Annotated in this window: 9 protein-coding genes; 4 read left to right on the top strand and 5 right to left on the bottom strand. The window is 59.9% G+C overall.

Going from position 1 to position 13,693, the window contains the following annotated elements; translation table 11 throughout:
• Positions 1-39: 39 nt before the first annotated feature.
• Positions 40-2,445, bottom strand: coding sequence for a glycoside hydrolase family 2 TIM barrel-domain containing protein (locus tag M1D74_RS17605; protein ID WP_458117258.1), 2,406 nt, complete (start codon positions 2,443-2,445; stop codon positions 40-42).
• Between the two features lie 78 nt (positions 2,446-2,523).
• Positions 2,524-3,825, bottom strand: a complete 1,302-nt coding sequence (locus M1D74_RS17600; RefSeq protein WP_458117257.1) for an MFS transporter — start codon at positions 3,823-3,825, stop codon at positions 2,524-2,526.
• A 134-nt stretch (positions 3,826-3,959) separates the two neighbouring features.
• Here M1D74_RS17600 and M1D74_RS17595 point away from each other — a divergent pair, with 134 nt between their 5' ends.
• Entirely contained in the window at positions 3,960-4,910 is a 951-nt protein-coding gene (locus M1D74_RS17595) for a LacI family DNA-binding transcriptional regulator (protein ID WP_458117256.1), read from the top strand.
• A gap of 159 nt (positions 4,911-5,069) precedes the next feature.
• Here the strand turns inward: M1D74_RS17595 and M1D74_RS17590 are convergent, their stop codons facing one another.
• Positions 5,070-5,657: an ABATE domain-containing protein gene (locus M1D74_RS17590; protein ID WP_458117371.1), complete on the bottom strand. Its 588-nt coding sequence runs from the start codon at positions 5,655-5,657 to the stop codon at positions 5,070-5,072.
• Positions 5,658-5,802: 145 nt separating this feature from the next.
• On the opposite strand from M1D74_RS17590, the gene M1D74_RS17585 reads away from it, so the two are divergent.
• Entirely contained in the window at positions 5,803-6,570 is a 768-nt protein-coding gene (locus M1D74_RS17585; protein WP_458117255.1) for an MBL fold metallo-hydrolase, read from the top strand.
• Complete coding sequence (locus M1D74_RS17580) at positions 6,570-7,844, top strand: MFS transporter (RefSeq protein ID WP_458117254.1); 1,275 nt, start codon at positions 6,570-6,572, stop codon at positions 7,842-7,844. The genes M1D74_RS17585 and M1D74_RS17580 overlap by 1 nt, the downstream gene beginning before the upstream one ends.
• Before the next feature lie 78 nt (positions 7,845-7,922).
• On the opposite strand, the gene M1D74_RS17575 is transcribed toward M1D74_RS17580, so the two are convergent.
• Together M1D74_RS17575 and M1D74_RS17570 are read right to left on the bottom strand one after the other, a co-directional pair.
• A complete protein-coding gene (locus tag M1D74_RS17575; RefSeq protein ID WP_458117253.1) occupies positions 7,923-8,468 on the bottom strand; it encodes a MarR family winged helix-turn-helix transcriptional regulator in 546 nt (181 codons plus the stop codon).
• A gap of 98 nt (positions 8,469-8,566) precedes the next feature.
• Positions 8,567-11,521, bottom strand: a complete 2,955-nt coding sequence (locus M1D74_RS17570; protein WP_458117252.1) for a glycosyl hydrolase — start codon at positions 11,519-11,521, stop codon at positions 8,567-8,569.
• A 265-nt stretch (positions 11,522-11,786) separates the two neighbouring features.
• Here M1D74_RS17570 and M1D74_RS17565 point away from each other — a divergent pair, with 265 nt between their 5' ends.
• Complete coding sequence (locus M1D74_RS17565; protein WP_458117251.1) at positions 11,787-13,100, top strand: MFS transporter; 1,314 nt, start codon at positions 11,787-11,789, stop codon at positions 13,098-13,100.
• The last annotated feature ends 593 nt before the right edge of the window (positions 13,101-13,693 follow it).

Genomic DNA, 13,693 nt, shown 5'->3' with positions numbered 1-13,693 from the left:
GACACTGCCAGTAGGTAAACGTGCTTTTTCACCCAACCGTTAGACGGTGTAGGAGATTTCATGCGGTTGAAGGCCTGATATGTGAGCGCGAACACCGACAGTACCGGACCCATTGGGCCGCACGGCCGCGAGGGCTCGACCTTCGTAAGTTACACACGAGGATGACAGAAACTCCCCGTCGGCGTTGGGCCGCGCCGACCCCAAAGCCTGAAGACGGGCCGGCCCGGTGACGTCCACCGTCACCGGTACCTCTGAGAGCGGGTTCGTTCGTCCTTCGCCGTCAACGACAGCGATGCCAACAAACACGAGGTCGGAGGCCCCTTGCTCGACCGACAGCTCAACACGCACCGGGTCGGAAGCAGTCACTAGCTGACAGCGACCGACTTCCTGCTCGCGTACCAGAGCCACCGCTTCGAGGGTGCCCCGCTCGTATGGGATCTCGGCTGTAGCGAGGAACGACCGATCTACTCCCACGCGTGAGCGAGTTACTTCAACGCCGTTCAGTACAAAAGCAACTTCCTCTGCGTTTGCATAGGCCTCAACTACGACAGGTGTACCCAGCGCCAGATCCCATGTCCAGCTAGCTGCGGAGTCCGTCCAGCTCCATGCCGTTGCAACAGCGGGTGAGTCACGATGTTCGGGGCGCTGGATGGAGAGAAAAGGCTGGTCGCGTAGGCCGAAAACGATCTCCCTGTAATAGGAGATGGGACGCCGCTCTCCGATGAGATCTATGTCCCCACATCCAGCGGTGAGCCAGGGGTACTCGGCGGACAGGGCGGTGTCACCTGCGTACCGGGGCCTGCCGATACCAGCCTCCCCGAGGTAGTCCCAGCCGGTCCAGGTAAAGTCACCGATGACGTGTTGGTTGTCGGAAACGAGCTTCCACAGCTTATCGATCTGGGTCGGGAAGGTCTCGGCCCCGACGATTACTCGATTGGGAAACGCGTCTCGGTCCATTGTGTACCGCACATCACCGTAATTGAGGCCGACGACATCAAGGACTGACGCCGGTTCGGCCATACGTTTACCGACTTCTGGCAGACGCATCGCCGCGTTCATCATCGAGTCGAGACCAAGGACGGCGTTGAACCCCCCTCCAAATTCGATGCTGTCATCCTCGGTCTCAGCAGCGATCTCTTCGAGTTTATCTGCGACGAGCATGGAGCCGTTGATACCGTTGGTGATGGGCCGGGTGCTGTCCTGAGAACGAATACGTTCGGCGAGCAGTCGACCCCATCGCGCTCCATGAGGAGTGCCAAGCTCGGGTATCTCATTTCCTGTCGAGTAAAGGATCACGCTCGGGTGGTTGAAGTCTTTGGCGACGAGCGCATCGATGTCTTTCTCCCACCACTGCGAGAAGCGACGTGAGTAGTCGTCGTTGGTCTTGCTCTGCGTCCACACATCGAAGGCCTCGTCCATGACAAGCATGCCCTGTTCGTCGCACGCATCGAGCATCGCAACACTCATAGGATTGTGTGCAGAACGTATAGCGTTGAAGCCCGCTTCTTTTAGGCGCCTCACCCTGCGCTCTTCCGCGGCCTTGAATCCGCTAGATCCAAGGATCCCGTTGTCGTGATGGATGCAGGCTCCGCGCAGCTTTAGGCCGCGTCCATTAATCCGCAGCCCATGGTATGGGTCCACAGTGACCGATCGGATCCCGAAACGTACCGATGCTTCGTCGCACTGCCCCATCTCGTCGGACAGCGAGACGGCCGCGGTGTACAGATGCGGGGAGTTCGGCTCCCAGAGAGAGGGACTTTGAAGGAATGCTTTCTGGCGGAGAACGACACTCTCGCCGGCCCGCACTGTCACGGTGGCCTCATCTGTGGCAACTACGGCGCCAGCGGGATCGTGAATCGTTAGGAACGCACGCACCTTGCTCGTGCTGGTATCGGCGTTGACGATTTCCGTCACTGTGGTGGCGGCAGCTAAGCCAGGCTCGACCTGCGGAGTGGTCACCTTGAAGCCCGTCGGAGGAATGTGGACGAGACCACCGAGCAGCAGATGTACGGGACGATGGATCCCCGCCCCGCTATACCAACGAGAGTCCTCGTTCGCCTGCGCTTCGACGCGCACACTATTTGACTCCCCGTACCGCAGAAAGGGGTCCATCGCTACATGAAAGACGGAATACCCGTTCGCCCATTGGGCGGCGAGCTCACCGTTGATATATACCATCGCGTCTCGGTAGACCCCCTCAAACTCCAGTGCCACGCGCCGGTTACCCCATGCCGCCGGAACATCGAGGGTCTTTTCGTACTGCCACGCCCCGGAATGGAAGTATCCCGTATGCGCGCCACCGGCAGCACCTGGCCCGCGCCCTCCGGAAAGCATCGCATCGTGCGGCAAGGTCACGGTCGTTCGGTCTTCGCCACCACGCAGATCCTCGAAGATGGACACCTTGGGGGCGAATGTCCAGTTGTCATTGAAGGGGGCTCGGATCATCGCGATGACTCCTGGGAAGAGGGTTGATAGGGCTGAAATTTGGGCGCGGCCTGGCCGTGACGACGTGGCCGCTGCCGCTCATCTCACTGTTCTAATGAACCAAACACTGATCGCGGCGAGAGTCGCGCTCGCGATAACTGCGACAAAGACGACGGTGTAGGAGCCCGTCATGCCAACAACCGCACCGGCCACCGCTGGCCCGATTATTTGGGGTCCGGCGTTTGCAATGTTCATGATCCCCAGATCACGGCCAGCGTTGCGCAGGTTCGGTAGCACGCGACTGATGAGGGCAGCGTCCACCGCTACGTACAACCCGAACCCGGCGCCAAGAACACCTGCGGCAACCCAAGCTCCGGTGATACTCGGGACGAACCAGTAGATGAACCCGGCCGGAACGAACATCGCGGTACTGAGGGCGACAAAGAACCTTAGCCTCCCCAGCTTGTCCGCAAGCCAACCGCCAACCACCGAGCAGACGAGTCCGAGAATAGTGGCTACACCGGAAATAGCCACAAGGGTGCTAGCAGCGTCGTCAATATCGGAGATGCCGACGTGGTCTCGGAGGATAAAGAGCTGGAAGCTCGTGATGACGAAGTAAGCGAACATGAGAAGGAAGCGAATCGTGAACGCCAACCAGTAGTCGGGTGACCCGCGGAAGCTTGGCAGTTTCCTTGTGGAGCGTCCTTCTTCCGGCGCCACCGATGGCAGTGACTCATCGCGTGTCGTCAGCGAGAACAGTAGTGCAATAACCAGAAACGCCGCCGCCACCAATAGGTAACCCCAAAAGATGCCCTCGGACAGACCAGCGAGTGCCACTCCTGCGTACAGGCCGACCATCGTCGTGGCGCCGACGATACCGGACATGCTTCCACGTAGCCGCACAGGCACCCTCTCAGGCAGCACTGCGGCGAGACCTGCCTGCACGCCGTTGAGCGGCCACATCAGCACTGCCCACACAATGGCGAGAGCGGCTACCGACTCTAGCTGCGATTGGAGGACAAGTCCGATCGCGCCCACGATCGCGCCTCCGAAGATCCACGCATTGCGGCGCCCTAGGAAACGCGTCCTGGTCCGATCCGAGAGTCGGCCCATTATGGGTTGGGAGAAGACGCTGGAAACTGCAGCGATTGCGGTCACCGTTCCCAGAGCAGCAGCGGACGCCGTTGCTCCTGGAATCAATGCGGATATCTGCTTGCCGAGGAGCACCTGCATCACCCCTCCCCACACGACATTTATGGCAGCCATCGCCAGCGGATACACGACCCATAGCCATCTCCCTATCGATGTCGGTTCCACCGGAGATGCAGCATCTTCAGTAATAAGTCGGACAGCTGGCTCCGTCACGTCCAGTGGGACCGTAATGGGCTTGCGACTCGTCATTGAGTACTCCTTAATCTGAATTCACACGTGTGAATCACACGCGTGAACAGAGACTGTAGTATGACTGCACTGCAAAAGTCGAGCGGTCAGAAGTTTAGGCCTTGGTTTAAGAGGGAGAAGGAGCCGAACGCGGAATGGTTACGAGCGAGGATGTAGCGAGGCGGGCTGGAGTGTCCCGCTCCACTGTCAGCTACATCCTCAATGGGCATGCCGACCGCTTCAGCGGACCGGTGCAATTAGCCGTGCGTAATGCGGTCCGTGATCTTGGCTACGTGCCGCAGGCTGCCGGACGTAGTTTGGTGCGTGGCGAAAGCGACTTGGTCATTGCTTCATTGCCGTCTGCCCCTAACGGCTTGATGGGGACGGAGATGGCCGGCCTCACGGATGCATTGGCGGCACGGGGGCTGTCTCTGCTCTTTCGCGCATCTTCGCCTTCTCTTGACTCGTTCAGTTCGATAGTGCGTTCGCTTCGCCCCCGCACCTTTCTCGCCCTCGCTGAGCTCACACACGCGGAGCGCAGGGTGCTCGAGAACTCCGGGGTGCACGTATACGATTTTGCGGGTGCCGTATCCGGCTCCGGGGGTTCGCAGTGGCGGGTTGGCCGCATCCAGGTGGAGCATTTGCTGGGGCGAGGTTATACAGACATCGCATACGCTCGGCTTGCAGAAGCTCAGAACGACGTGATGATGCGAGCACGAGAAAGCGGCGCGCGGGAAGCGTGTCGGGACGCCGGATTACCTCAGATGCAGGTTCTTTCGCTGGAGCTGCGTGCGGACGCTGATCTACGGGCTCTCACCGCCCTTCCTCACAGCACCGGCGTAGCCTGCTACAACGACGACACAGCAGCCGCCGCGCTAGGAGCGGCCCACGCGCTCGGCCGCGACGTTCCCGGTGATCTAGGTTTCATAGGAATGGATGACACTCCCATTGCCACGCAAGTCTCCCCGCGACTAACGACGATAGCTTACTGGAGGGCCGACTTCGTTGAGATGCTTGCCGATTCCGTTGCAGGTGGCCTTGGGCCCGAGGTATTTGATGAGCGGGGAGTGCTAGAAGGAGAAGTTGTTCAAGGAGGCACAACTTGACTATGCTACGCCGAGAATCCATCCGGTCTGGCGTGGGTCCACCGGCGAGCGATGTTAGAACGGCTTCTGCCTGCCCACGAGAGCATAAGTGAGGGCTGTCAGTGGTTGCAGGCTGAGCTTTGTGTACTCTTCGTCGGACGCCTGAGCCAAGCATCTGTGCTAGTCGCTTTGTACCAAGGCGATTGGACTTAGAGTCCTTTTAGCGTATGCCCGAGCTGCCCGCACCCTGTCTCCGCAACGATTCGAGCACCATTGCCGGCGTGGGTGAGTTCGTAGTAGGAAACGGCCGCATGAGGGGTCCGCACATTGCGCGAGTAGTTGTTTTTCATCACCTGTCAGGACGTCCACCACGTCTGTCGCGATCGCAGACAATGCGTGTTCGACGGCCTGCGTTTCCGCGTATTTCTGTTGACCGTAAAAGCCATCAGCTGATGCCCATCGGAGCAGGGTGACGGAGGGGACCTGAGTCATGGCGGCGTTGATGGCGGCTATCGCATGAACATCAGGTGATATTCCGTTTGCGGCTGCACCGAGAACCTCTCGCACCGAGTGCCGGAAATCCCGAAGACGGTTGCTGCAATAGTCGTACAACTGCACGTCAGAGGCGGTGAGGCCCTGCTCAATCATCCACCGCGTCGCCCGCTCGGGGGCGATCAAGAGATCCCCCTCTTCCGGGTCGTCCCTTCGGCCCGAACTGTTTGCCAGGGCCAGGGATGAATGAGCTTTCTCCCCGGGGGCAGGGGGCATCAGGTCGGCGATTGGAAGCGGCGAAGGCATGTTCTCATGGTACATGTTTGCGCTATCCATGAGAAGAGGATACAGTCTCTCATGGAACATACGACACCTTCCCGTGAGAAACGGTATGAAGGTAACCCCATCCGAGAGGGAACCTGTGAAAATCACCCACGTCCGCAATGCCACCATGCTCGTTGAGACGGCAGGAATGCGCATACTCGTTGACCCCATGCTGGGCGCTAAAGGTTCCAGTATGGCGGCACCGACCATCGTCGAGAATAAGAACCGCAACCCGTTGGTGGATCTGAAGACGCCGCTGGCGGAGCTCCTGTCCGTCGATGCGGTGATAGTGACGCATTCGCATCCTGACCACTGGGATGAGGCTGCTGCGTCGCTGCTTCCCCGTGAGGTTCCCATCGTCGTGCAAAACGGCAGCGATGCGCACATGCTCGCAGACATCGGTTTCATCAACGCCATTGTCATGGATTCACCGGTCACGCTCGGCAAAGTAACTGTCACCCGCACTGACGGTCAGCACGGATCGGATGAGTTCATGGCCGAGAACCCAGGCATGGGATCGGTCAGCGGCTTCGTCCTGGAATCACCCGGTGAGCCTTCCATCTATGTCGCTGGCGACACGGTCTGGCACCAGGGTGTAGTGACGGCCCTAGATGAGCACAAGCCCGACCTCGTTGTCCTCAATACCGGTGAGGCGACCTGGATTGGGGGGGACGCGATCATCATGGGCGCAGAGGATGTCCTTCGGGTCCACGAAGCGCTTCCCACCGCGCAGATTATCGCCGTGCACATGGAAGCTCTCAATCACTGCGTCGTCACCCGTGCGCAGGTGCGTGACCTCGCAGCAGAGAACGGAATCTCCGACCTGGTCCACGTACCGGCTGACGGAGAGCAGATGATTTTCTGATGAGCCAAGCAACCCTTCAGGTGCGGGCCGACACCCATAGGGCCGACACACGCAAACTTCAGCGCAGGGTCGTGACCGCACTGTCCGTCGGTCAGATACTCGGCGGCATCGGAACGGGCGCAACTCTAAGCCTCGGCGCGCTGCTCATCGTCCAGGTATCGGGGTCCGAGGCCTGGTCAGGGATGGCAGCGACCACCGGAACTCTCGGCGCTGCTCTGTTTGCCATTCCGCTAGCCCGGCTCGCCAGTGCGAGGGGCCGGCGCATCTCGCTCTCCACTGGCGCGGCGGTCGCGACCCTTGGCGGCCTGCTGGTCATCGCCGCAGCCTTCCTCTCGAACTTCCCGCTCATCCTGATCGGGCTGACCTTGATGGGGGCTGCGGCAGCTCTGAACCTGCAGGCCCGGTTCGCCGCGACCGACCTCGCTGCGGATTCGACTCGAGGGCGGGATCTCTCGCTCGTGGTGTGGTCCACAACCTTCGGTGTGGTACTCGGGCCAAACCTCTTCGAGCCCGGTGAGGCGTTGGGTGCGTGGGTAGGGCTTCCCTCCATGACGGGAGGCTTCGCGATCAGTGTCCTGGCCCAAATCGCCGGCATCGCCGTGTACCTGATCAGTCTCCGCCCCGACCCGTTGCTGACCGCAGCGGGTAGTCCCATAACCCAAGCCGCGATTCCGGAAGTGCGTCCCGCTGGAGGGATGTCGATCCTTCGAGCCAACCCGTTGGCTCGACGGGCTACTGCCACGATCGCCTTATCGCACGCTGTCATGGTCGCGTTGATGGGCATGACCCCGGTTCACATGACCGGACACGGGTCCACTCTCACCCTTGTCGGCGTCACCATCAGCTTGCACCTGGCGGGGATGTATGCGCTGGCACCCTTGTTCGGCTGGTTCACGGACCGCTGGGGTGGACGGGCCGTCGTCCTGTTGGGCCAAATGCTGCTTGCGGCGGCCCTCATCGTTGGGCTTCTCGCGGCGGATTCGATGACCGGCGTCACCGTCAGCCTAATCCTCCTAGGGGTCGGCTGGTCCGCTTCCACCGTTGCCGGTTCGACTCTGCTGACCCAGTCGGTACCCCTCGGGCAGCGTCCGCAGGTCCAGGGTCTATCCGATGCGTTGATGAACACCGCTGGTGCAGTCGGCGGCGCCCTCGCCGGGCCCGTCCTCGCGATGGTCGCCTTCGACGGCCTTTCGGCAAGTCTGCTCGTGCTCGTACTCATCGTCGTGGCCATACAGATCGGTGGGCGCTCCGAGGAATTGGCCGTGTCAGAGTAAAGGTCCCTTGCGAGAGGACAGGAACTACCTTCGCGGTAGTCCCTGTCCTCTCTCGTCGTGCAAAGAAGCGGTGGCGGACTACTTCCCGGCGATAAGGCGCGCAGGGAGCGCGGCCTGGGACCGCAGCAGGGGAGGGGCAGACCATTGGCGGGCGAGTCTGGCCAGCATCCGCTTCAGCGTCGCAACTTCTTCCTCGCTCCAGTCAGCGAGCAGTTCATCGAGGAAACGTTGATTATGCGCGATGATCCGTTCACCTATCTCACGTCCCTCAGTCGTGAGAGCTAGAAGAGCGCTACGCGCATCATGCGGGTCGGGGTGTCGCACAACGAGCCCTAGGCCAACCAAGCGATGCGTGATCTTAGTGAGATTCGCCCGTGAGGTGTTGAGCATGTCCGCCACATCGCTGGGCCGCATAGCACCGTGATAGGACAGCTGATTGACCACGAGGAACATCGGGACGTCCTCGGCGGGAAACCGAACAGCTGACATCACCCGTCGTCTGACTGCCAGGCTGTCCGCGTGGTGGATGATGGAGGAAATCGACACGACAAGGTTCAGCGGATCAAGTCCGCCAGCCGGGGTGTAGTCCCCGTGGGCAAGTTCCCGCACTTGAGTATCTGTCACTGCCGCCTCGACTTCCTTGTTTGTTGCTTACCTTGCACTTCTACCGTACGGGTTGCGTTCTACTGGCAGGCATTCATCCCCAGTAGCGAGAGGAATACTCAACCTCGCTCGCGGATAAGATGCACCGGTCCCAGGAGCCCATGAGCTCGCACACCCACGGGCGGTGGTGCCGGCTGATGCTCACCGATTAAGGAGGCGAGATCCAACACCGAGTCGTAGTAGCCGCGGGCGATGAGGCGATTGTTGAGGGAACTGGCAACGCGGATCACTACCGTGTTCTGACCAGATCGCACATCGGCGCTGACGTCAACGACAGGGTGAGAAGTGTCGAATCCCGTGACCATGCCGTCGTTGACGTGCACGGAGCCGAGACCGCCAGCTGTGGAACCGAGGTCAAGCACGTACCGGTCGGAAGGGGCCACAGCCTCCGAGAGAGTGAAGGTGGCACGGTACTCGCCCACACCCGATACCTCCGGGCCAACCTCTGGGATGTCGCACCATGGGCGCAGTGCTCCAGATCCTGCCTCCAGCCGGCTGATCTCCGTGGTGGGGCGCACCTCGCGGGTCTCGTACCCGAGCCCCCGATCCTCGACGTGGACTTCTGTCGACTCTCCGGCGTCCCAACTCTCAACCGAAGTGGTCCAGGTCAGCAACGACGCAACGGTCTCGACCTTGGTGGAAGCCACCCGCTGCACAGGTGGTGCCGAACGGTCCAAAGTAAAGAGAGCCGTTTCGCCAGGGTGCAAGGTCACGGTAATGACAGTCCTGGCGCCGTTCGCCTTGGTTTCGGCATGGGGTCGTACGCGCCCAGTCCAAGCATCAACACGGTACACATCTCCGCCACCCTGAAGGGCGACTTCCACCGTAGTTGGTTGCCCTGTTTCGTATAGAAAATGGTAGAGGTACAGGTGGGCAAGATCCCCGTCCTCGCGCAGGTGTGATAGGACGTTCCTGTTCTCGTTTAAGAACTCTGCGCGCCCTCTTACGCCCAGGTCACGCAGAGCCCCTAAGGTGCTGCTGGGCGCAGCAACCTCTGCAACGTTGGGAAGGCCGCGCAACTCATTTAGCGTGCTCGCCAGTTCAGCGTCGCGCCCATCTAGGCCTGGTGTGCGGGCTGCCGCTTGTTCATGGATGACGTACTCATTGGTGAGGAGTACCTTGAGTTCCCTCGCGCCATTCACGATGAGGACCCTGAGACCATCTCGTGCCCACTGTAGTAGCTGTGAGGCGACGTCCGGATCGAGGGCTTCCTGATAGACAATCAGGGCCTGATAGCCAGGGCCTTCAGGTTGTACGAGGCCGTCGGTGAAGGACACGTCCTTCCGCAGGAGCAGCTCACCGTCGAAGAACTCGTAGGTCCACCCGGCGTCCTGCATGCCAAGGTCCTGCCACCAATGGTTCTGTCGGTCACGCATCCACCTGCGGCCATAGGAGTCCTCTTCAAGCAGCCTGTTTCCTTTATCGTCGCGGTAAACCAAACCGGAGTGGGCATCAACGAAGTGATCAGTGCGGAGGATTCCGATGTCAACGCGAGGCTTCCCGCGCCTAAGGACGAGCTGGTACCGACCGAGAGCGGAGGCCCACAAGGGGTAAAACTCGCAGGAAGGCTGGCGGGTATCGAATCGCTCAGAGAACATCGCCCACATACCCTCGTGCCCTGGCCAGTGCGTCGCCCCTTCGGCGCCGGCCGTGCTAGCAAAGCCATGCAGGACTGTCTTGGTGACACCTGCGGCGAGTTGCGTTGCAATGATCTGGTCATAGAAGCGATGGTCCAGCATATGGTTTCGGGTGGTGGCACCAGTCTCTGAAGAGTATTGCTTGCCGAATAGATGTGCTGGCCCGGCCATCAAGCGGTAGGCATCGATCTGTGAACCGAACTCGAAGGATTCGGTTTCGATCCCGTCGACCTCCGGTCCGGGCCGGGTGAGTTCGAAGGGCATTCCATAGCTGATCTCTGCTCGGAGCTCGATGCCTTGTTCATGCAAGAAGTGGGCTAGAGGTCGAAGCATGTTTTCGATGTAGAGATCGGTAAAGGTGTGGACAAGATCGAAACGGACCTTGTCCACAGTCACTTGTTGCTCGGGCAGCGGTTCGTTGTGAAAGACGGTCCCACCGGTCAGTGACTGGGGAGTGCAGGTCAGGAACGGAAGCCACGGTCGGACGTCGTAGCCTCTTCGCGCTGCGAACTCATTGCAGAGGGTACGGCCCCAGAGAAGACCACCGGCCCCGAAGGTGGCCAGCTCGAGAGAATCCATGTACATCTGTGTACGCGGGTTTGCATCTAACTGCTGGCGAAGTTCAGGCGTGAGAACTGAGGACTCCCAGTAATCTATGACAGCCTCAACTCCATCAGGATCGAGGTAGTTCACTGCGTAATTGACGCTTGCAGAGGGAGACGCCGTCTGCCCTGTTCCATGGATCCAATAGGTGAAGATTTGCCACTCACCGCTGTTGGGAGCGGTCCAATCGAGGCATTCTTGGCGAACCAAATTGGTCAGATCGATGATCCGTTCAGCATCCAGGACTACGCCCCGCTCCGTGCTACCCACCAGTGGGGCCGCGATAACTGCGACCAGAGTCACGTCGCTGATCGGACCACGCTCGACGGGCGGGACCATCGGTGCCATGGGTTTATTCGGGTCTACTCGCCGCAAAGGCCCAGAGCGGGAGAGGCCGCCACTTATTCTTTCGACTGCGACGTTGAGCTCTTTGGATGCGGCGGGATGCTCCGGGTTGATAGTCGGCAGATTCGCATTCGCCCAATTTGTCCCGGAGGTGAAGCTGACCGCCATACCGCGCCTAGTCGTTTCTTCGACAACAACCTGTGACGTTCGCGCCCACTCCTCGGACCCCCAGCCGTAACGGGCATGATCGATTCCGTCGACGTCCATAGCGAGGAACTCCATCCCGCCAAAGCCCAGTTCATAGGCGGCCGCAACTTCTGCCCGCAGAGTAGGAGTCGTATGAAAGCCCTCAGCCAACCACCACCGCACTTCCGGCCGGTACTCGATGCCCGGGATGCGCAACTCACGCTTCAGATTCTCCATAGACATGGCATTCCCCTTCGAATGATTATCGCGTTCGACGTTTCTTCTCAGTCGCGCGGCCTGGCAAATCTGCGCGCGGTCGGGTCGTTGCGGGTGGCAACGCGCGCGTAGTGACATTATGCCCGACATAGTGTCCAAAGGACACCATATGCTTTCAAAAATGAAGTTCTTCGTTCATTATTATTGCTTATCGGTCTGAATCATCGTACGCTGATCGCGTCTGAATCGTTTCATCACCCGGCCCGCCGGCCGTCATTGTTCGAAGGAGAACATGGTGTCTACTTCCTCCCGTCCAAAGCCCCGTACTCCGAACCCATGGTGGGTCGCCATCGTGGCAGGCATGGCGTCGTACATTGATGCGGCGGCAATAGCAGGTTCAGGTTCTGCCTTGGTGCTGTATCAGCAGTCCGTAGGACTCTCAGGAAATCAGATCGGGGTGCTCTCAGGGGCCTTGACTTTCTCAATAGCCATCGGTGCTCTCGTCGGGGGACGCCTCGGCGACCTTTTCGGCCGTCGGTCAGTCTTCATCATCACCATGGCTGTCATCATCATCGGCTCCGGAATGCTCGTGTTCAGCGGGGACTTCACATGGCTCCTCCTCGGAAGCATCATGGTCGGCCTAGGCAGCGGCGCCGATCTTCCGGTATCACTGGCAACCATCTCTGAAGCCGCTAACGACCACAACCGCGGCAAACTCATCGGACTCTCCCAGATACTCTGGCTCGGAGGAATCGGGGCCGCGGTGCTCCTAGGAGTCTTCGTCGGCGAGATGGGCCGCCTCGGTGGGCAAATCATTTTCGGCCACGTCACCGTGATCGCGCTTATTGTCCTTCTCCTGCGCCTGACCATCCCGGAGTCATCGGTCTGGACCACAGCCAGGGAGGAGAAAGGCGCCGGCGCTCACACAGTCCGAGCGGAACGCAGCGGGTTGAAAGACGTAGTCTCCCAGCGCCTCTACCTCGTACCGTTTCTCGCCCTCATAGCGTTCTACGCTCTGACCAACCTCGCCGCGAACACCACCGGTCAGTTCGGCGCCTACATCGCGGTCAACGTTGTGGGATTGTCGGTGCAACTATTCTCAATCATTGGCCTTCTGTCCATCCCCGTCGGGGTGCTCTTTTCTCTCTGGTTTATGCGAATTGCGGACACCAAATATCGCATGAACTACTTCCTCGTAGGCGGCGTGGCCTTCGTTGTGGCCTATGCCATCCCTGCCGTTTTCGGGTTCTCGCTCACCACCCTCATTCTGAACATGGTTCTGGAACTCGTCGGGATCGCGTTCGCATTCGAAGCGATCATGAAAATCTGGACGCAAGAGTCATTTCCCACCCTCCTGCGCTCCTCAACTCAGGGCGCCGTCCTCGCTGTAGCTCGCATCCTTGCAGCGTCACTCGCCGTCTTCACCCCCGCACTCCTCACAACACCGCAGCTTATGTACGGTCTCCTTGCAGCAGTTGCAGGAATTGGTGCTGCGGTCGCATGGATCACGTTCCGCAAGCCGCGTTTCAATGCGTTCGCGTTGGAAGGACGAGACCTCACAGAGGTGCGAGCGAAACTGCGGGCGGACGGAATCCTCAAGAGCTAAAAGGGGCACGACTCGTAGTCGGCCCCGAGAGAACGGCCTCCGGGGGAAGCGCATAGCCGGCGTTCGCTTCCTCCGGAGGTCACACGTTTAACACTGCCTCTGCAACGTACGCTCAGGTGATGATTAGCGGGCGGTGCTATGAAGCGGCCTGATAGTCAAGGCGAGGACCGGCACATCCTCAGTCAGAAGGTGCTTTGGTGATTCTCGCCGCCACTATGTCGGGACAACTCCTCATCGAGTTGAGTTTGGGGTCACTAGGGCGTTATCGCGCGTGGGGTAAGGGCTGAATACCAGTTGATCAGCCAGCATGCAGGGGCGGGCGGTGACTGCAAGCGCCTCAGGGTAGATGGCGCCGTCATGGGTAGTGGTACATGCTCATAGTCTCGGAAACCGCGATGGTCTATCGATTGCACCTTGTGAAGCGACGGTGGTATCGCTGCCGTGAAGTGCACGCCAGCGAAGCGAGATACGATCTTTGCGCCGTACGTCAGTCGAGTTCGCTCATCACCTGTGAACATTCAGGGCCACCGCCCCAGAGGACGCAGTGACTGCTTAAGAACATGAACGATGAAGTCACGGGAGTTGAGCAGCTT

This window comes from Arthrobacter sp. D2-10, from assembly GCF_054161285.1.
This window is presented reverse-complemented; position numbering and strand designations above follow the sequence as displayed.

Excerpts from the sequence above, each read along its gene's own strand:
- M1D74_RS17570 (WP_458117252.1), bottom strand. The coding sequence starts at position 11,521 with ATGTCTATGGAGAATCTGAAGCGTGAGTTGCGCATCCCGGGCATCGAG.
- M1D74_RS17605 (WP_458117258.1), bottom strand. The coding sequence starts at position 2,445 with ATGATCCGAGCCCCCTTCAATGACAACTGGACATTCGCCCCCAAGGTG.
- M1D74_RS17590 (WP_458117371.1), bottom strand. The coding sequence starts at position 5,657 with ATGCCCCCTGCCCCCGGGGAGAAAGCTCATTCATCCCTGGCCCTGGCA.
- M1D74_RS17595 (WP_458117256.1), top strand. The coding sequence starts at position 3,960 with ATGGTTACGAGCGAGGATGTAGCGAGGCGGGCTGGAGTGTCCCGCTCC.
- M1D74_RS17600 (WP_458117257.1), bottom strand. The coding sequence starts at position 3,825 with ATGACGAGTCGCAAGCCCATTACGGTCCCACTGGACGTGACGGAGCCA.
- M1D74_RS17565 (WP_458117251.1), top strand. The coding sequence starts at position 11,787 with ATGGTGTCTACTTCCTCCCGTCCAAAGCCCCGTACTCCGAACCCATGG.
- M1D74_RS17580 (WP_458117254.1), top strand. The coding sequence starts at position 6,570 with ATGAGCCAAGCAACCCTTCAGGTGCGGGCCGACACCCATAGGGCCGAC.